We start from the raw sequence: 17736 nt of genomic DNA on the forward strand, positions 1-17736 counted from the left end.
GGGGACCTCCCGCCGTCGTCCAGCGATGCCGAAGGCGTGCCATGCCAGCGAGGGGCCGTGAAATTATCACCGCCCCCGCCAGCCTGGCACGCCCTCGGCGCAGGCTGCTTACTGCGGCGCGCGGGTCATGGCGAGCACGTCCAGGCCGGCGTCGAGCTGCTCCATGGTCAGCTCGCCGCGGTCCACGAAGCCAAGGGCCAGGACGGCTTCGCGGATGGTCAGGCCCTCCTTGATGGCGTGCTTGGCGATCTTGGAGCCGTTTTCGTAGCCGATGTACTTGTTCAGCGGCGTCACAATGGACGGGGAGGCCTCGGCCAGGAAGCGGGCGCGCTCCACGTTGGCGGTGAGCCCGTCCACCATCTTGTCCGCCATGATGCGCGAGGTGTTGGTGAGCAGGCGGATCGATTGCAGCAGGTTGGCGGCCATGACCGGGATGCCCACGTTCAGCTCAAAGGCGCCGTTCGTGGAGGACAGGGCAATGGTGGTGTCGTTGCCGATGACCTGGGCGGCGACCATGATGGCGGCCTCGCAGATCACGGGGTTGACCTTGCCCGGCATGATGGAGGAGCCTGGCTGCAGGTCGGGGATGGAGATCTCGCCCAGGCCGGTGTTGGGGCCTGATCCCAACCAGCGCAGGTCGTTGCTGATCTTCATGATGGAGTAGGCGATGTTGCGCAGCTGTCCGGAGGCTTCAATGAGGCCGTCGCGGTTGGCCTGGGCTTCGAAGTGGTTGCGGGCCTCAGTGAGCGGCAGGCCCGTCTCCTGCGCCAGCAGCGCAATCACGCGCTGCGGGAAGCCGGCGGGGGTGTTGATGCCGGTGCCAACCGCAGTGCCACCGAGCGGGACTTCAGCCACGCGCGGCAGGGAGGACTCCACGCGCTCAATGGCGTAGCGGATCTGCGCTGCGTAGCCGCCAAATTCCTGGCCCAGGGTCACGGGGGTGGCATCCATCAAGTGGGTGCGGCCGGACTTGACGACGGTGGCGAACTCGGCTTCCTTGCGCTCCAAGGCCTCGGCCAAGTAGGCCAGGGCCGGGATCAGGCCGTTGATCAGGGCGGAGGTTGCCGCCACGTGCACGGACGTGGGGAACACGTCGTTGGAGGACTGTGACGCATTGACGTGGTCGTTGGGGTGGACGCTCTTCTCCGAGTTGGCAGCTGCCAGGGCCTTGTTGGCCAGCGTCGCCAGGACCTCGTTCATGTTCATGTTGGAGGAGGTGCCCGACCCGGTCTGGAACACGTCGATCGGGAAGTCGCCCTCGTAGCCGCCAGCAGCCACGAGATCGGCTGCTGCTTCAATGGCCCGCGCCAGTTCAGCATCAAGAACGCCCAGTTCGGCGTTGGTGGTGGCTGCGGCCTTTTTGATGAGGGCCAGAGCAGCGATGTGGGCCGGCTCCAGCGTCATGCCGGAGATGGGGAAGTTTTCCACGGCACGTTGCGTCTGGGCGCTGTACAGGGCGTTGGCCGGAACCCGGACCTCGCCCATGGTGTCATGTTCAATACGGAATTCTGGTGCGCTAGCGGCAGCTGTATCAGTCATGTCTTACACCATATCGCCGCCGTGGGCAGAGCCACAAAAGCAAGGGCCGCACCGGCTCGAGGTGCCCCGCGCTTTTCCACGCACGACGGCGGCAGCCAAGTGCCGCCGTCGGGCCCGGTATTGCCGTGCCTGCCTATGCTGTGCCTTGACAGGCAGGGCGCAGGCTAGAGGCCGATGGAACCGTTGCTGTAGACGAGGTCGGCGTGGCCGTCGTTGAGGCGGTACGTCAAACCGACCACTGCGGTCTTTTGCCGGGCCACGGCGCTGGCGATGATGGGGGAGTTCTCCACGAGGCGGAAGGCAGTCTGCTTGACGTGTTCCTCGACCATGTCGCCGATGGTGCTGTCCGGATCGTTGCGTAGCGAGGTCAGCACTGAAGGGGTGATGCGCTCGACGAGGTCGCGGATGAAACCGGCCGGCATCTGGCCTGTGGCAACGGCGCCCTTCGTGGCGGTGACGGCGCCGCAGCTGTCGTGGCCCAGGACCACGATCAGGGGCACGCCCAGGTATTCGACGCCATACTCGAGCGAGCCGAGAGCGGTGTTGTCGATGACGTGACCGGCGGTACGGACCACGAAGGCGTCGCCGAGCCCCAGGTCAAAGATGATCTCTGCGGCCAGGCGCGAGTCCGAGCAGCCAAAGATCATGACGAACGGGTGCTGGGTGGAGACGAGGGAGCTGCGGCGTGCCGCGTCCTGGTTGGGGTGGGAAGCGCTGGCCTCCACAAACCGGGCGTTTCCTGCCATGAGCGTCGCCCAGGCCTGTGCAGGCGTCTGGGGATGAGCCGAAATTGCGTTGATGTTTCCGTCTTCTCCACCGTGCATTATTTGCCGTCCTTCTGTGTTGGTGTGATGTTGGGATCAGGGCTGCCGGGGGCCGGGTTGGCATGGTCGGCCTCAAGCAGTTTAGTGGTGCCGGCAGCCAGTACATCGAAGTCCTTGAAGTCTGCTTCACCGGTCAACACGATGGTGGTTTCGCCGGTGGCCAACACCAGGCTGCGTTCACCTTTAGGTTTATCACGGAGTTCCCAATCGCTGCCGTCAACCGTGCGGGTTCCCGTAATAGGGGCATTTCCAGCTTGGGAGGCAGTCCATGTTGGGTTCGCGGTGCCGGATTGGCGCAGGGCAATAAAAGTGTTGCTCGCCGTGACGTAGCCAACGTCCCAAAAGGAGACACCGTCGGGCCCGGCCGGATTCCACCGTGCGTAGTTGGCAGACCAGCCCTCAGGCAGGACCGGCGCCACGGGGGTGAACCCCGCTGTTTCAGACGCGTGCGCTGAAACAGCGGCGACGTCGATGTGGGTGCGGTAATTCTCCGCCTTTTGCTGCGGATTGAGCCACACAATGGTTAGTACAATGGCCACAGTGGAGAGCATGGCCAACAGCATTCCGATCACGGACGCGTTGGCCCGTTTGGCGGCACCGGCTGCAATGACTGGCTTGACGGGTGGGGTGGGGCTGGAATCACTCACCCCACCATCTTCCCAGAAATAGGCGGACAATTTTCCCACGATCTTCCCGACGTGGGCCACATCACGCGGCGGGGGAGGCGGCGTCGCCTATGATTGGTTCAGAAGTAAAGAAATGCCAGGGTGCGCACCGCCGCGCACGGCAGTCCTGCAACAACCTAAACAATGGGGTTTACACGTGGCTAACAAAGCATCGCAGATGAATTATTCGCAATTGTCCCGTTCACTCGCCGTGGGCGACGACGAACCGGACCGCAACCTTGCCCTTGAACTGGTGCGCGTCACCGAGGCAGCAGCCATTGCCGGAGGCCACTGGGTCGGGTTTGGAGAGAAGAACCTGGCCGACGGCGCTGCAGTAGATGCGATGCGTTCACTTCTTTCCACCGTCCATTTCAACGGCGTTGTAGTCATTGGTGAGGGCGAGAAGGATGAAGCCCCCATGCTGTACAACGGTGAAGTTGTGGGTGACGGTTCCGGCCCCGAGTGCGATGTTGCGGTGGATCCCATTGACGGCACGCGCCTGACTGCCATGGGCATCAACAACGCGCTGGCCGTGCTGGCTGTCGCAGAACGCGGCACCATGTTCGACCCCTCCGCCGTGTTCTACATGGAGAAGCTTGTCACCGGCCCCGAAGCCGCCGACATGGTTGACCTGCGCCTTCCGGTGAAGCAAAACCTGCACCTCATTGCCAAGGCCAAGGGTGTCAAGGTCAACCAGCTCACCGTCATGGTCCTGGACCGCGACCGCCACCAGCCCCTCATCCAGGACATCCGCAATGCCGGGGCACGTACCAAGATCATTCTGGACGGTGACGTGGCTGGCGCCATTGCCGCAGCACGTTCCGGCACCGGCGTCGACGCACTCATGGGCATCGGTGGCACCCCTGAGGGCATCGTGGCGGCCTGCGCCATCAAGACCCTAGGCGGCGTCATCCAGGGCCGTCTGTGGCCCACGGACGACGACGAGAAGCAGAAGGCGCTCGACGCCGGGCACGACCTTGACCGGGTGCTGTCCACGAACGACCTCGTCACGAGCGACAACTGCTACTTTGCCGCCACGGGCATCACCGACGGCGACCTGTTGCGCGGCGTGCGTTACGACAAGGGCAAGGTGCTGACGCAGTCCATCGTCATGCGCTCCAAGTCCGGCACCATCCGCTTCGTCGACGGCGAGCACCAGGCGCACAAGTGGGAAACCTACGCCCGCCCGAACTGACACAGCATTTCCACAGAAACAGCCCGGCGCAATCTAGCGACGGGCTGTTTCCATAAATTCAAGCTTGTTGAGACCTGCGCTCAACCTTTTTTGAGCTTTGCCTGGACGCTTCTGGCCGTGGTGCGTGCTGTTTTCAGCGCACCGACCAGGAGCGTCCGTGCTTTGCGGCTTGCCGCGTAGGCGGTGTACATGGACCGGTTGATGGGCAGGTCCCATGTACCCGGGTACTCCACCTCGGCTCCGCCAAAGGAACGCTTGAAACGGGAGAAACCTGCCCAAGGGTGCTCCGGCTCGTCTTCGGGGCTGACACCCCACATGTCGAACTCGCTGATGCCGGAGGCTTTTGCGTCCAGCATCATGGTCACCAGCAGCGGTATGCCCGCGTTGAGCTTGCGCTGCGCGTCGTCGGCCGCCGCGTGCGCATAGACGCGGGTGTCAGCCGTGTCGTAGGACAGGGCTGCTGCGATGGGTTCGCCGTCGAGCTTGGCTATGAACAGTTTGGCGGCGCCGGCAGGCATGAGCACTTGGGCGGCGTGACGCAGGTAGTTATCTGATTGTGCCGTGAAATCTGCACGGTTGGAGACCTTATGCAGGAAGCCAAGCAGGATGGGCAGCTGCGCAGGATCGGTGGAGACCTCGAAAGTGACGCCCTTTTTGTGAATGTTGCGGAACAAGTTTCTGCTGGTGCTGCGCATCCCCTTCAGCAGTGCTTCCTCATCTTGGCGCAGGTCGACCTTCCAGCTCAGGTGTGGCTGCACGTCGGCTGGGGCGCGGTGCAGTCCGTGAGAGGTCAAGGTGGCTGCGGCATTAGCGCCAAGCCCGGCGGACACGGGTTCCACCCGCACGTAGTGCGCTTTGATGGAACGGGCTAAACCGGCAAGCTCGGCGATGGCCTGGGCCAGTTCTGGTTCTTCGTCGGCGCATGGCCCGTACGGAGCGTACAAGTACGTACCTAGCGGTGTTTTTTCCTCGACGGCCAGAAAACTCCAGCCCGGTCCCTCCGCTTCATGAACGGTTTTACCCAGGCTTCGCTGGAACTGTGCCCAGACGGTAGTTTGCAGGATGGGTTTCATGAAGTGAACGCTCCACAGGTGACGGCGAAGACCACGGAGGTTTCCCCGGCCGCATCCACGTGTGGGTGGACCATGACAGGATTCTCGGCTGCCGGAACAAAGACCGATGAGCCTCGTCCCAGCACCATGTCACTGCGCGGGGAATCAAGGAGCACGGCACCGGAGACGGACAGGACCAGCAGCGGTCCGTTTTGCAGCAGTGGCACGGGCTCGGAGTCAGGGGCGATCTCCACCCGTTGCAAAGTGAACTCGGTGAAGGGCGGCTCCCAAAGATGCTGGCCCAACTCGCTCACACGTGTGGGGACCAGGGGGACTGCATTGGGTGTGAAGTCCACAATTTCCAACAGTTCCGGAACGTCAACATGTTTTCCTGTCAGGCCACCACGCAGCACGTTGTCGGATGACGCCATGACCTCAAGCCCCAGTCCGTTCAAGTACGCGTGAATATTGCCGGCAGGCAGGTAGATGGCTTCCCCCGGCACCAGTGAGACACGGTTCAGCAGCAAGGAAACAAGGACGCCGGGGTCCCCGGGGTACTGCACGGCAAGTTCAAGCACCGTGGCAAGGGCGGGAGGAAGTTTCTTGCCGGCAGCGGCTTCGGCGGACAGTGCCGGGACCGCGAGGTTCAACAACTCCGCGCTTTCGGCTCCGCCGTGCACGAGGGTTTCGAACGCGCGGCGCACCACCATGGGGGCCGCCATGCGTGAGTTCAAGGTCATTTCCACCTGCTGCAGCAGTTCTGGGACCGGAGCACCGGTAGCGGCAATGCAAGCACCCACGGCACGGAACAGTTCTGCGGCTTCCGCACAGGGTCGGAAACCGCAAAGTGCCTTGAAATCTGTCAGTGCGAACAGCATTTCCGGTTTGTGGTTGTCATCCTTGTAGCTGCGGTGCGGTGCATCGCGAGGAATGCCTGCAGCCTCTTCTGCGGCAAATCGCTCCCGAGCGCGTTCAAGGGTCGGATGAACTTGCAGGGACAGGGCAGTGTCAGCTGCCAGCAGTTTCGCCAGAAATGGCAGTTTGGCACCAAAGGCATCAAGCGCCTCTTGGCCGAGCGTAGTCAGGGGGTGCTCGGCGATCAGCTGGTCTAGAGCCACCGGCCCCTCGGGTGTGGCGGCAATTGAGGGTGAATCGGCGTGCGCACCCATCCACAACTCTGCCTCGGGACCCCCGCTTGGCTCAGTGCCCAGCAGTGCGGCGATGGCGGTGCGGGAGCCCCACGCGTAGTCGCGGACAACATTGGTCAGTGCAAACATGGGCATTTCTCCTGGTCCAAGACAAACTGCAGATCGGGTTGGCTAGAGATCGAGTTGACGGTGGCTGGGCAGGCAACTGCCTACGCATGCAGCCTAGCCCGGGGAGCATGTCCCATTGTTGGACAGCAGCCCGGACAAGGCCACGTCGTCTCCGTTGATGGCCAGTTGCTGCAAGTATTCTTCGGTGATGTTCGGGTTGATCGAAGGTGCCGCAGGGGCTGGTCCTGGTACGGCCGGAGCTTCGGGAGTCGGCTCAGCAGGTGCATCTGGGGCGGGGGCATCCGGTGCCGGAGCGTCCGGTTTGGTTTCCGGCGCGGCAGGGTTCTGTGTGGCGGGAGCCGGGTTGAGCAGGGCCTTGACACGCTGGTGGATCTGGTCAAAGTCGGGATACGTGGGGAAGTCCTGGGGGAAGTCCGGAGGCCCAATGGTCAAACGGGCCAGGTCGTGATTTTTGGACTTCAGCGCCAATGAGACGAAGCTGCCCAACTGACCGGCAGGCAGGTCGGATTCAATGACCTTGGCGCCGGCGTCGGCAATGGCGTTGAACTTTGTCAGCACCGTGGCCGGATCCATCTGTGCCAGCATGGCGGCTTGGATGCACTGCTGGCGTTGACTCCGGTTGTATTCAAGGACCCACTGGCGCGAACGGGCATACCAAAGTGCATGGTAACCATCGAGCTTCTGCACCCCGGGTGCAATCCAGCCGGTCGGCGGCAGGTGGTCGCCGGTGCCGTTGACGTCGTCCCCGCTGATCGGGACCCAGCCGCCGGCGTCGATGGTGACCCCGCCCAAGGCGTCGATGAGCTTGGAGAAACCCGCCATGTCAACGAGTACGTAACCCTGGATTGACAGCCCAAGAATGCCGCCGGCGGCATCCATCATGGCTGCGGCGCCAGGGTCTGGGGCGTTGGGATACAGCTTTGGGTGGTTGTTGGTCACGTCCGTGTACAGGAAGTTGATGATGCAGTTGTCGCCGCAGTCATAGCCTTCCGGATACACGCCCCACAGCGGTGAATTGGCTGAGAACGGGGCGTTTTGCAGGTTGCGCGGGATGCTGATGGTGGCCGCTTGGCCAGTCGTGGCGTCGACGCTGACCACGATGATCGAGTCAGGCCGGCGCCCGCTGCGATCCGCGCCAGCGTCCCCGCCCATCACCAGGAAGTTGTAGCGTCCGTCCACCGGCAACATATCAGGACCGGTCTGGAAAATGTTCGTGATCGCGTTTCGCCCTGAATTGATCAGGAACGCCCCATAGCCCAACGAGCCGCTTGTGGCGACCATGAGGACCACCAGCGCAGCGCCCACCAGCCCGCGCATGCCGGGTGCCAGGAGTGCGGACCTGATGATCTTGAGCGTATTCAGGAACATCACGGCCCAGCCCACAGCCGCGGCGGCCAGCACCACAATGATTAGCAGGGACGTAAGTGGGTTGGTGAAAAGGTTAAGCAGCGTATCGCGCTGGAGCAGACCAAGTACGACGGCGATGATCACCAGTGCCCAGGCGGCGAAAGTGCAGCGCAGGGCAAGTCGGCCGAGCCGTTTGTTGCCGGCCACGATTTGCGCGGAGCCTGGCAGGAAAAGCGTCAGCAGCAGCAGGAACCAGGCACGTTTTGAGCGCACGGGTGCAGACGCCGATTCCGGGTACCGGACCGGGTTTGTCAACACTGGCGGGCGGCTGGAGGCCTTGTTCACCTTGGGGCTGCCAAAACTCATGCGTCCTCGCTCACACCCTGTGCCGTGCCATTTTTGTTCGGCAGCACCGACATCGGGTAGCTTGCGCCGGCCTTTTCACGCAGTGCGGCGCCTTTGGCGGAGGCCTGGTCTTTGAGTGCCTGGGCAAAGTCCACAAGCTTGTCAGCAAGGTTCCGAGCAAGTTCGTCGGTGCCGGAGGCGAGCATGCGCACGGCCAACAAGCCTGCGTTGCGGGCCCCTCCGATGGAAACGGTGGCTACGGGGACACCCGCTGGCATCTGGACGATTGACAGCAGCGAATCCATTCCGTCCAAGGTCTTGAGCGGGACGGGGACACCCACCACGGGGAGGGTGGTGACGGAGGCGAGCATGCCGGGTAGGTGGGCTGCGCCACCGGCACCGGCAATGATGACCCTGATGCCGCGGGCGGCGGCGTCCTGGCCGTAGGCGATCATTTCCGTGGGCATGCGGTGGGCGGAGACAACATCCGTTTCAAAGGGAATGTTGAATTCGCTCAGGGCCGCAGCGGCCGCTTCCATGACGGGCCAGTCTGAGTCGGAGCCCATGACAATGCCCACCAAAGGCGTGGCGGATCCGGTGGTGGGTGTCATCGTTGTGCTCCTTCTGCTCCGTCGCGGATGATGTTTGCCACGGTGGTGGCGCGGGCGCGGACGGCGGCTACGTCGTCGTTCCCGGAACCAATCAAATTCACGTGGCCGATCTTGCGGCCGGGGCGTACTGACTTTCCGTAGCTGTGCACTTTGACGGATGGGTCCGCGGCCAGTGCGGCAGGGTAGGCGCTGAACAGGTCCTGGTTGGCGCCGCCCAGGAAATTCTTCATGACGACGATCTTCCCGAGGGCGTCGGTGGCACCCAAGGGCAGGTCAAGAACGGCACGCAGATGCTGTTCGAACTGGCTTGTGACGGCACCGTCCATGGTCCAGTGGCCTGTGTTGTGCGGACGCATGGCCAGTTCGTTGACGAGGTAGCCGGGCCCGCGGCCGGGTGTTTCGAACAGTTCGGCAGCCATGACGCCGGTGACACCGAGCTCGGTGGCGATCTTCAGCGCTGCCTGCTGGGCTTGGGCGGCGACGTCGTCCGGGATACCGGGGGCCGGAGCGATGACTTCGTCGCACACCCCTGCCACCTGAATGGACTCGGCCACAGGCCAGGCCTTGGCCTCGCCGGAAGGCGTGCGGGCCACCAGGGCGGAGAGTTCGCGGGAGAAGTCCACAGTTTCCTCCACGAGGAGCGGGCTCATGGCCTCGAACCACTGGGCGAATTCCGCGGCATTCTCGGCGTTGCGCAGGAACGCGACGCCCTTTCCGTCGTATCCACCGCGTGGCATCTTCAGCACCACGGGCCAGCCGTGCGCGTCACCGAAAGTTGTGATTTCTGCCACTGAGGTCACTGCGGCCCAGGCGGGGTTCGGCAGGCCAAGGCGTTCAATGGCTGCGCGCATGACCAGTTTGTCCTGGGCGTTGATGAGCGCGTCGGGACGCGGCTGGACGTTCACGCCTTCGGCGATGAGCGTTTGCAGGTGGGCGCTGGGGACGTGTTCGTGGTCAAAAGTGAGCACGTCAACGCCACAGGCAAAGCCCCGCAAAGCGTCAAGGTCCGTGTAGTCGCCCACGGGCGCCTGGGCAACGACTGCCACAGCGCACACCTCCGGGGATTCAGCCAGGACACGCAATTCAAAACCAAGGGCCACGGCGGCAGGGGCCATCATGCGGGCCAGCTGTCCACCGCCCACTACACCGATCACAGGAAAAGTCACAGTCCCCAGCGTACCGAAAGTCTGTCTGGTTCCTTGCCTTTGCCTCGCACGTGGGGCGAGTTCACGGCCAAATATGGGTCTATTCCCAGTCAATCGGCGCCTGTTTTGATCGGAGCAAAGGCGAAGTTGGCCTAGAATCTAGGTGAGGCCGCAGCGTGATTCACCCGTTTTTGGCCATTAGCCCACGGAGGATCATGTTCGGAAAACTCGTCGACCGCATTAAAGGACTCATGGGCCTATTTTGGCGTGAAGTGGCCAAATTTGGTGTTGTTGGTGGCATCGCCTTCGTGATCGACACCGGGATATACCTGTGGCTGCTCGGCGGGAGCATGTCCGGACACCCCACCAAGGCAAAGATCATCTCCGCCATTGTGGCCACCATCTTTTCCTGGCTGGCCAATAGGTACTGGACGTTCCGCCACCGCCGTCAAGCCAACGTGCTGCGCGAAGTGAGTATGTTCATTCTCATGAACGGCGTCGGTATCGCGATAGCGGGAGCGTGCGTGTATATTTCCCACTGGGTCCTCGGCTTTGAATCGGCCTATGCGGACTTCGTGTCAGGTTCTGTGGTTGGCCTGGTCCTTGGCACCATCTTCCGCTTCTTTGCCTACAGATTTTGGGTCTTCACCGCTGAACTTGACCAGGAGCCCGGCTTTGCCGATGACCACAAGCTCCTTGAGCCCCAAGTTGAGAACTAACAGGTAGGAAACTAAAGGCGCCGGGCTCAGTCCTGACTGATGTTTTCGCTGGTGCGCAGCTTTTCCGTGGGTTCCACACAGTTGTCTAGCAGGACCACTGAACCACCGTCTGCCCAAGCGTTGAGGGCCGCAGGTACGACGGCGGCCCATCCTTCGCTGACGTGCAGCAGGACCCGCCGGGGCGCCTGTTGCACTGTGGGATGGTCCTCGGAGGTCAGCAATTGGTCGTAGCTGACGGCTGTGGTTCCGTGCTGCCAGGCGAGGGCTGATGATGCCGGGGCGTCATCAGCAAAGAAAACATCCGCGTGTGCCCGCACGTCCCCACAGTAGTCAAGGGTTCGCGCAGGCAGATCCTCCATCCAGCGCATCTGGAGCGCGGGCAGCGCCACGGCAACCACCAGCGGGCTCGGGGATGCACCGTCAAAGCGATGGTGTGCTGCGGCCGGGTTGGTGGTGGCCACAATGTCGGTGCGGCTGGTTGCCTGCAGTGTGGCTGCGGCATCTGTCAGAGTCGCCGTGGCGCCCACGGCCCAGGTGGCCAGCAGCCATACCAGCGAACGCCAGTGCAGCGGCAGGTCCAGACCAACAACGGTGCCGGGTTCGGCGTCGAGCTCATCAACCAAGTAGTTTGCCGTCTTGGCCACCCAGTTTTCCAGCACACGCCCGGAAAACTCCACCCGTTCGGCGTTGGGCCCGTACCAAGTCAATCTGGGTGCGGTGGGGTTGTTGGTGCGCAAGGTCGCGAGTAGATCGGTGGGAGTGCCGGGTCGGAGGTTCATGGTTAACCATCTTTCCACGTCTGTCCCAGGGTGCGGCCCCCCAACGCCCACCAGTGAGGCCATCGAATGGATAAATTGCCATTTATGGCGTGATGTGCATTACACGACGGCAGTGGCAGTGGTGAATATTTCCTGAAAATGGGCCGTATTCAGACAGGAAAAAGGGTTTGAGTGCCTAACCCTGCGTCATTGCAGGTATGTATTGCTATGAAATTCTCGGGCGTGGCGTGCCAGAAGAACCTATGCAGTAGTGGTTATCATTCCGCTCCGCTTGACGTGGCGAACTTACATAGATGTAATTAGACCCAGCAATTAGCAGGAATTGGACGTACGAACCGCTCTTAGACAGACTGTTGGCCGCACGATGCGGAAGTCGAAAATTCGGCAAACAGTAGTGGCGGCAACATTCAGGAGGACGATTATGGGGCAAGCTCGGCTGAGTGTGGTAAATCTCCAAGACGGCGCAGTGGATCAGGAGGGGGCAGTGGCAGCACAGGCAGCCGCAGCCTACCGTTCCCGGGGTGTTCCAACCGACTGGTACGTGGACCCGGCAGACCCGGAATCGGCTGCTTTTCACCAACGTGAAAATCACCAGAGCCTGGAGGATGCAGCAACAGCTTTCCTCACCTCGCATGAGGAGGATGGGCCTGCAACACTCCATCCGGCCCGTGTGGAGGGAGTGGAGAATGAGCCCGTTTGGATTGGGTTGCGAAGCCAACCAGAAGATTTCAGCGACGAAGGTGAACTAGGCTGGCAGACTGATGCGTTGTGCGCGCAAACCGATCCGGAGGCCTTCTTCCCTGAAAAGGGTGGTTCCACCCGGGATGCCAAAAAGGTGTGCGGCGCGTGCAACGTCAAAGCAGAATGCCTTGAATACGCTCTGGCCAATGATGAGCGTTTTGGAATCTGGGGCGGCCTGTCCGAGCGTGAGCGCCGGCGGCTGCGGAAGCGAGCGGTCTAATTCTTGAAGCAGTAAAAGTCACGGCCGTTCTGGTTGCCCACAACGGCGGTGCCTACCTCCCCACGGTCTTGGCTGCTTTAGCCTCGCAAACCCGGCCAGCCGACGTCGTCCTTGCCGCGGACACCGGTTCCACAGACGACTCAGGTGAGTTGCTGCGCAAGGAGTTGGGCGAACGCAAGGTCATTTCCCTTGACGGGCGAAAAGGCTACGGTGCGGCCGTGGACGCAGTCCTGGAACATCAGAAACATCTGAACAGCGGCGCGACGGTGCCTGTGCGGGCAAGCGCGGCCGGTGGGGTGGATGTGTTGGAGGGCGGGGACGGGGCCAGTACCCCGAGTTGCACTGAATGGATCTGGTTGCTCCAGGACGATGCTGCCCCTGCCCCAGACGCGCTGCAACGGCTGCTGGATGCTACAGAGCGCACCAACAACGCAACGGTGGTCGGCTGCAAGCAGCTTGACTGGGACAATCACCGTCGGCTGGTTGACGTTGGGTTGTGGGCCAACAAGCGGTTTGATCGTTTCGCGCTCATAGGCCTCGACGAGCAGGATCAGGGCCAATATGACAACAGGTCTGACGTATTTGCCGTGAACTCGGCAGGCATGCTCGTACGTCGCGACGTATTTGAAAAACTTGATGGATTCGACCCTGCTCTGCCCGGCACAGGGGATGATCTGGACTTTTGCGCCCGGGTCCGCTTGGCAGGGGACAGGGTTGTTGTGGTTCCCGACGCCCACATTTTTCACGTGGTGCACAGGCCCCATGGTATGGGTTCGGCCGTGGCTGCCCGCAAAGCGGCAATCTTTATGCGGCTCAAACACGCACCGACCTGGACCGTGCCTTTCCACGTCGTAGGTATTTTCCTGGGCGCGCTCTATTGGCTGGCTGCCGGGTTCGTGTTGAAAGCACCCGGCCATGCAGTGCGGATGTTTGCCGCAACGTGCGCCGGCTTGCTTCGTCCCGCCGCCCTGCAGATGAGCCGGACGGCGCTCGCAGGGCAGCGGACCATGCCACGGTCCGTTCACAAGGGTGTCCTGGTGGAGAACCGTTCTGTGCGGGACCAATTGAAGATCCTGCGGGAGACCATCGGGCCCGACGAGGAACTGCCGCAGGAAAACCTTGCCGTTGCTGCCATCCATGAACCCACCGGTGAGACACACCAGGAGAGCGTGTCCCCGCTGGCCGCCATTAAGACGGCCCCCATCGTCAGTGCTGTGGCGCTGGTCATCCTCCTGACAGTCTTTTCGCTCGTTGCCCTCTCGCGCTTTTTGGGCGTACCCGCGTTGGCCGGTGGCGCACTACTTCCTGTCTCAGCCCAGTTGAGCAGCGTGTGGCAGCATGCCACCGACTGGTGGGTGTCACTTGGTTCAGGGCTGCCGGGACACGGCACCCCGTTCAATGTTGTTTTGACGGGGCTCAGCGCGTTGGGCGGCAACGGCTCACAATCCATACTGTGGCTGGTGCTGCTGACTCTTCCGCTCTCCGCTTTCACCGCTTGGCTGGCCGCCGGTGCGCTGACCCGACGGCGTTGGATCCGCATTGTTGCGGGTTTGGCGTGGGCAGGGGCCCCGATGTTGCTCACCGCCATGGGTGAGGGGCGCGTGGGCGCTCTACTGGCTCATGTGTTGATTCCCGTTGTGATGCTGGGCTTGATTCGTGCGGTGGGTGCAGCTGCCGGACCTGAAGTTCGTGGCATTCAAGTTCCCAATACGGTGGGGGATGCTGACACTTCCCCTGTGGCAAAACTTGGCCGGACAGGTGTTGACGGCAATCCGTCGTGGACGGCAGCTGCTGCCGCCGGGCTGGCCCTTGCCGCCGTGACGGCTGCTGCCCCCAGCTTGCTGCCCGTGGCCGTGGTGGGTATTTTGCTCACCGCCGTTTTCATGGGTCGCCGTGGCAAGACCGTCTGGTGGGCGCTTGTACCGCCGGTTGCCCTGTTCCTGCCTTTTGCCTGGTCCGCTTTGGCCAATCCTCGAGCGCTGCTGGCCGATCCGGGATTGCCGCTGGCTTCAGATCCAGGGCCGCTGTGGCAGCAGCTGCTCGGCTTCCCTGAGCGACTCGACGCCGCTGCTGGGCTGCCGGGGCTGAGTTCGCTTACCTCGGCGCCTTGGTGGTTGTGGCTGGCTGTTTTCCTGATTGGTGCCCCCGTTGTCTTGGCAGCCACCGGAGCTTTGCTGCTGCCGTTGCGGCGCGCCGGAGTTGTTCGGGTGTTGTGGCTCGTTGCCTTGTTGGCTTTGGCCGCGGCCTACGCCGGAAAGTTCATTGCAGTTGCGTTTGACGGCTCCACTCTTGTCACACCGTACAACGGCCCCGCTGTGTCGCTGGCCTTCTTTGCATTGCTGGGCGCCGCTGTGCTTGGTTTTGATGCCGCTTACCGCCGAGCCTACAGCGCACACCACAAGTTCAGGGACGGTTCAAAGCCGCAGCAGCACAGGCCTGCGAAGGTCACGTCCATCACGTTGTCAGTGCTGCTGGTTGCAGCCCCGCTGGCGAGTTTAGGGCTGTGGGGCTCCCAGCAATTCTCCGAGAATCCGCAGACGCCGGCTTTGACGGGACCATTCCTGCCACAGGCGGTCACCGCAGGAACCATTCCGGCTACGGCGGCTGACCGTGGCACCGGGCCTGAAGCCAGCCGCACCATCGTCTTGGCTGTCATGCCCGACGGCGGCGTGCATGCCACGCTGATGCAAAGTGCTGGCACGACCTTGGATGCCACCTCCACTATTGCCGCGGCAGCATTCGTCACAGGGGCCCCTGGTGAGGAAAGCGTGCTTGAAGCAGACCCCGCCACGAAGGCGTTGCAGGACACTGTGGCGGCCATATTGTCCCAATCGGGCATTGACCCGCGGGCTGGACTGGTTGATCTTGGAGTTGGTTTTGTGGTGCTGCGCCATGGTGACACGGCGGCTGAGCTGCTGGCCGGCGAATTGGAAGCTGTTCCGGGACTGGACACTGTGGGACCCACCGAATCAGGCTGGCTGTGGCGTGTGAAGCCCGCCTATGCGAGTGGGGGCCTCAGTGATGTAGTAAACCGTGTCCGCATCGTTGACGCTGCGGGCAAGTCCGTGGCGCCGGTGGCTTCACAAGGGCAGAACGTAGCAACGGCCATTGCGGCAGGAGCCGACGGCCGTCGCGTGGTGATGGCAGAGCGCTCGGATGCGCGGTGGCAGGCTTGGCTTGATGGTGAATCGCTGAAGGCATCCACCTCAGGTTGGGCCCAGGCCTTTGAACTTCCCGCGGTTGGCGGTGAATTGGAGATTCGCTACGTTCAGCCGCTGAGCACAGTCTTTGGCTTGGTCCAGTTGATCCTGTTCGGGTTGACGGTTCTGCTCGCTATTCCAGTCCGTGCGCGGCGTGGCCGCACCGGCGCTTATAGGGACGAAGCATCATTGCAAAAGGTTGGTAGAGGTGCCTGAGATCAAGGACAATGCGGATGAGAATCTGCCCGCAGGCACGCCTGTGAAAGCTACGTCGGACAAAACGGCCAAGACAGCGGCTGAAACTGCGCAACCCGCTGTCAAGCCAGTGAAGTCCTCCGGATCTGTCCGCGCCACGCGCCGCTGGTCGGCAGTCCTCGTGGGTGCCGCAATGCTTGCCGTGGCTGTGGCGGCGGTGGGGGCCGCCAGCGTGTATCCGGGGATCAATGCGACTTCAGTAGTCACCCCAGTGCCGCACCCGCTGCCTGTGGGGGAGGCACTTGCTAATTGTCAAGGTCCCACCCAGTTGTTGGCAGGGTCTTCCGTTGGAGCTGATCCTGAATTCTCGGCAAACTCCTCGGGCACGACAACCCAGCTCGACGCCGTGGTGCTGAGCGGCGCTAATGGAGAGTTGCCGGAGTCTGGCGTGCAGGCGTTGGATGGCAAGTTCTCGTCATTGTTCCCAGTTTCTGCCAAAGGGTTGCCTGAGGCGAAGCCTACGGAACTGCCGGGAGCGGCCAAGGCGCGGGCCGGCGTCGTGGGTGGAAAGACGGTAGGAGCGACGTCAGTACTGGGCGTCCAGCCGCTTGGGCAGGAAATCTCCCAAGGATCGGGATCCGTCGTCGTCGCGGCGAGCGATGGCGACTTGGCCGGGTTGGCCGCAGCGACATGCCAGCGGCCTTCAAATGAGCTGTGGATTTCCGGGGCAAGCACATCCATTGCTCGGACCGCGTTGCTCGTGATTTCGAATTCCTCTCCTAGCCCGGCCACTGTCTCACTGGAGCTGTTCGGGGCGAACGGGCCCATAGCGGCGCCGGGCGGTAAAGGGTTGACCGTTGCACCCGGGACCGTGCGCTCAGTGGTTCTCGCGGGACTGGCACCAGACCAGGAACAACTCAGCGTTCACCTTAAGAGCAGCGGTGGGGCCGTTAGTGCCGTGATCCAGCAGTCTGTTCTGCGCGGGCTGACTCCTGGCGGAGTTGACTATTTTGCCCCTGTCCAGGCGCCTGGATCCAGCTTCACCATCCCAGGTGTGCGAGTACAGACACCAAGTGCAGCAGCCGAAATCTCAGCCCAGGACGGGTACAAAGACGCTACAACGGACCTCGTCGTGACCGTCCCTGGAGCGAGTGACGCGGTGATTGAAGTCAAAGCCTACGGCGCCGAGGGTCAGGTTGCCCTGCCCAAGGGTGGGGTCTTTACGGCGGGGGCGGGTAAGGTTTCGCAGCTCTCGCTCGCCGGTCTCCCTAAAGGCACGTATTCGATCAGTGTTACAGCTGATGTGTCCGTCACGGCAGCTGTACGACTAGTCAATTTCACCAAGCCGGGCAAAGCGGTCGACTTGGCACTGGCACCATCGGCCGCGCGATTGGGCGACACCCACCTTGTGTCTGTCCCCAAGGGAGTCGGTTCCGCCTTGGCGTTTGTCGCCCCTGAAGGGGAAGCGACAATCAAGCTAGTGCCGATTTCCGAGTCAGGTGTGCTTGGTGCTGGCAAAGATATTCAGCTCAAGGCCGGCAATATAGTGACCGTGAATCCTGCATCACTGCTGGGATCCGGCACAGCGGCAGTTTTGGTCTCCGTGGCCGGGGCGCCCACTTTTGGTACGCAATTGCTGGACACTGCCGACTCCGCCAATATTGCAGTTCTACCGATCGCAGGCACCACCTCTGGAGCCCAGTCGATCAATATCACCACCGGCTACTAGGCCAGCTGTCAGAAGTACCAGATTCACAGTCCGGACGTGCGGGTGAAACAACAGCTGCTCCAACCCACGCATTTCAGTTCCGTATGTGATGCTCCGCTGAGTGAGTGTGAGCTCTCACTCTGAGTGGCGCGTTTGCCTGGTTATTTTTTGTGG

General features: G+C 62.3%; 14 protein-coding genes. 5 read left to right on the forward strand and 9 right to left on the reverse strand.

Translation table 11 applies throughout. The features are described 5' to 3' along the window. Positions 1-108: 108 nt before the first annotated feature. From Q4P21_RS07070 to Q4P21_RS07080, 3 genes are all read right to left on the reverse strand, one after another. Positions 109-1539: a class II fumarate hydratase gene (locus Q4P21_RS07070; RefSeq protein WP_303388089.1), complete on the reverse strand. Its 1431-nt coding sequence runs from the start codon at positions 1537-1539 to the stop codon at positions 109-111. Positions 1540-1703: 164 nt separating this feature from the next. After that, positions 1704-2363, reverse strand: a complete 660-nt coding sequence (locus Q4P21_RS07075; RefSeq protein WP_303388090.1) for a carbonic anhydrase — start codon at positions 2361-2363, stop codon at positions 1704-1706. Next, the gene (locus Q4P21_RS07080) at positions 2363-3010 is read right to left on the reverse strand and encodes a DUF4245 domain-containing protein (protein ID WP_303388091.1); all 648 of its coding nucleotides are present in this window, start codon (positions 3008-3010) and stop codon (positions 2363-2365) included. Before Q4P21_RS07080 ends, Q4P21_RS07075 begins: the two co-directional genes overlap by 1 nt. Before the next feature lie 196 nt (positions 3011-3206). Here Q4P21_RS07080 and glpX point away from each other — a divergent pair, with 196 nt between their 5' ends. Beyond that, positions 3207-4223 (forward strand): class II fructose-bisphosphatase, encoded by a 1017-nt coding sequence (gene glpX / locus Q4P21_RS07085; protein WP_207345247.1) that lies wholly within the window; start codon positions 3207-3209, stop codon positions 4221-4223. 80 nt (positions 4224-4303) lie between these two features. Here glpX and Q4P21_RS07090 read toward each other — a convergent pair whose 3' ends face one another. The 5 genes from Q4P21_RS07090 to Q4P21_RS07110 all read right to left on the reverse strand — a co-directional run bounded on the left by Q4P21_RS07090 (position 4304) and on the right by Q4P21_RS07110 (position 10021). Further along, positions 4304-5296 (reverse strand): peptidoglycan bridge formation glycyltransferase FemA/FemB family protein, encoded by a 993-nt coding sequence (locus tag Q4P21_RS07090; protein ID WP_303388092.1) that lies wholly within the window; start codon positions 5294-5296, stop codon positions 4304-4306. Then, positions 5293-6552: a mannose-6-phosphate isomerase, class I gene (gene manA, locus Q4P21_RS07095; RefSeq protein ID WP_303388093.1), complete on the reverse strand. Its 1260-nt coding sequence runs from the start codon at positions 6550-6552 to the stop codon at positions 5293-5295. The genes Q4P21_RS07090 and manA overlap by 4 nt, the downstream gene beginning before the upstream one ends. A gap of 93 nt (positions 6553-6645) precedes the next feature. After that, positions 6646-8265: an LCP family protein gene (locus tag Q4P21_RS07100; protein WP_303388094.1), complete on the reverse strand. Its 1620-nt coding sequence runs from the start codon at positions 8263-8265 to the stop codon at positions 6646-6648. After that, positions 8262-8855 (reverse strand): 5-(carboxyamino)imidazole ribonucleotide mutase, encoded by a 594-nt coding sequence (gene purE, locus Q4P21_RS07105; protein WP_303388095.1) that lies wholly within the window; start codon positions 8853-8855, stop codon positions 8262-8264. Before purE ends, Q4P21_RS07100 begins: the two co-directional genes overlap by 4 nt. Further along, the gene (locus Q4P21_RS07110; protein WP_303388096.1) at positions 8852-10021 is read right to left on the reverse strand and encodes a 5-(carboxyamino)imidazole ribonucleotide synthase; all 1170 of its coding nucleotides are present in this window, start codon (positions 10019-10021) and stop codon (positions 8852-8854) included. The genes purE and Q4P21_RS07110 overlap by 4 nt, the downstream gene beginning before the upstream one ends. 194 nt (positions 10022-10215) lie before the next feature. Between Q4P21_RS07110 and Q4P21_RS07115 the strand changes: the two genes are divergently transcribed. Further along, entirely contained in the window at positions 10216-10719 is a 504-nt protein-coding gene (locus tag Q4P21_RS07115; protein WP_303388097.1) for a GtrA family protein, read from the forward strand. A gap of 26 nt (positions 10720-10745) precedes the next feature. Here the strand turns inward: Q4P21_RS07115 and Q4P21_RS07120 are convergent, their stop codons facing one another. Beyond that, entirely contained in the window at positions 10746-11498 is a 753-nt protein-coding gene (locus tag Q4P21_RS07120; protein WP_303388098.1) for a TIGR03089 family protein, read from the reverse strand. A 421-nt stretch (positions 11499-11919) separates the two neighbouring features. Here Q4P21_RS07120 and Q4P21_RS07125 point away from each other — a divergent pair, with 421 nt between their 5' ends. Genes Q4P21_RS07125 through Q4P21_RS07135 form a run of 3 tightly spaced genes read left to right on the forward strand, consistent with a single transcriptional unit; the run spans position 11920 to position 17583 of the window. Further along, the gene (locus Q4P21_RS07125) at positions 11920-12459 is read left to right on the forward strand and encodes a WhiB family transcriptional regulator (RefSeq protein ID WP_303388099.1); all 540 of its coding nucleotides are present in this window, start codon (positions 11920-11922) and stop codon (positions 12457-12459) included. A gap of 29 nt (positions 12460-12488) precedes the next feature. Continuing rightward, complete coding sequence (locus tag Q4P21_RS07130; protein ID WP_303388102.1) at positions 12489-15875, forward strand: glycosyltransferase family 2 protein; 3387 nt, start codon at positions 12489-12491, stop codon at positions 15873-15875. Next, entirely contained in the window at positions 15868-17583 is a 1716-nt protein-coding gene (locus Q4P21_RS07135) for a DUF5719 family protein (RefSeq protein WP_303388100.1), read from the forward strand. Before Q4P21_RS07130 ends, Q4P21_RS07135 begins: the two co-directional genes overlap by 8 nt. Positions 17584-17736 lie beyond the last annotated feature (153 nt).

Source organism: Arthrobacter sp., assembly GCF_030540645.1.
Classification (GTDB): domain Bacteria; phylum Actinomycetota; class Actinomycetes; order Actinomycetales; family Micrococcaceae; genus Specibacter.

Bases quoted from the DNA above. Each gene is read 5' to 3' on its own strand.
- Q4P21_RS07070 (WP_303388089.1), bottom strand. From the start codon at position 1,539: ATGACTGATACAGCTGCCGCTAGCGCACCAGAATTCCGTATTGAACAT.
- Q4P21_RS07075 (WP_303388090.1), bottom strand. From the start codon at position 2,363: ATGCACGGTGGAGAAGACGGAAACATCAACGCAATTTCGGCTCATCCC.
- glpX (WP_207345247.1), top strand. From the start codon at position 3,207: ATGAATTATTCGCAATTGTCCCGTTCACTCGCCGTGGGCGACGACGAA.
- Q4P21_RS07090 (WP_303388092.1), bottom strand. From the start codon at position 5,296: ATGAAACCCATCCTGCAAACTACCGTCTGGGCACAGTTCCAGCGAAGC.
- manA (WP_303388093.1), bottom strand. From the start codon at position 6,552: ATGTTTGCACTGACCAATGTTGTCCGCGACTACGCGTGGGGCTCCCGC.
- Q4P21_RS07100 (WP_303388094.1), bottom strand. From the start codon at position 8,265: ATGAGTTTTGGCAGCCCCAAGGTGAACAAGGCCTCCAGCCGCCCGCCA.
- purE (WP_303388095.1), bottom strand. From the start codon at position 8,855: ATGACACCCACCACCGGATCCGCCACGCCTTTGGTGGGCATTGTCATG.
- Q4P21_RS07115 (WP_303388097.1), top strand. From the start codon at position 10,216: ATGTTCGGAAAACTCGTCGACCGCATTAAAGGACTCATGGGCCTATTT.
- Q4P21_RS07120 (WP_303388098.1), bottom strand. From the start codon at position 11,498: ATGAACCTCCGACCCGGCACTCCCACCGATCTACTCGCGACCTTGCGC.
- Q4P21_RS07125 (WP_303388099.1), top strand. From the start codon at position 11,920: ATGGGGCAAGCTCGGCTGAGTGTGGTAAATCTCCAAGACGGCGCAGTG.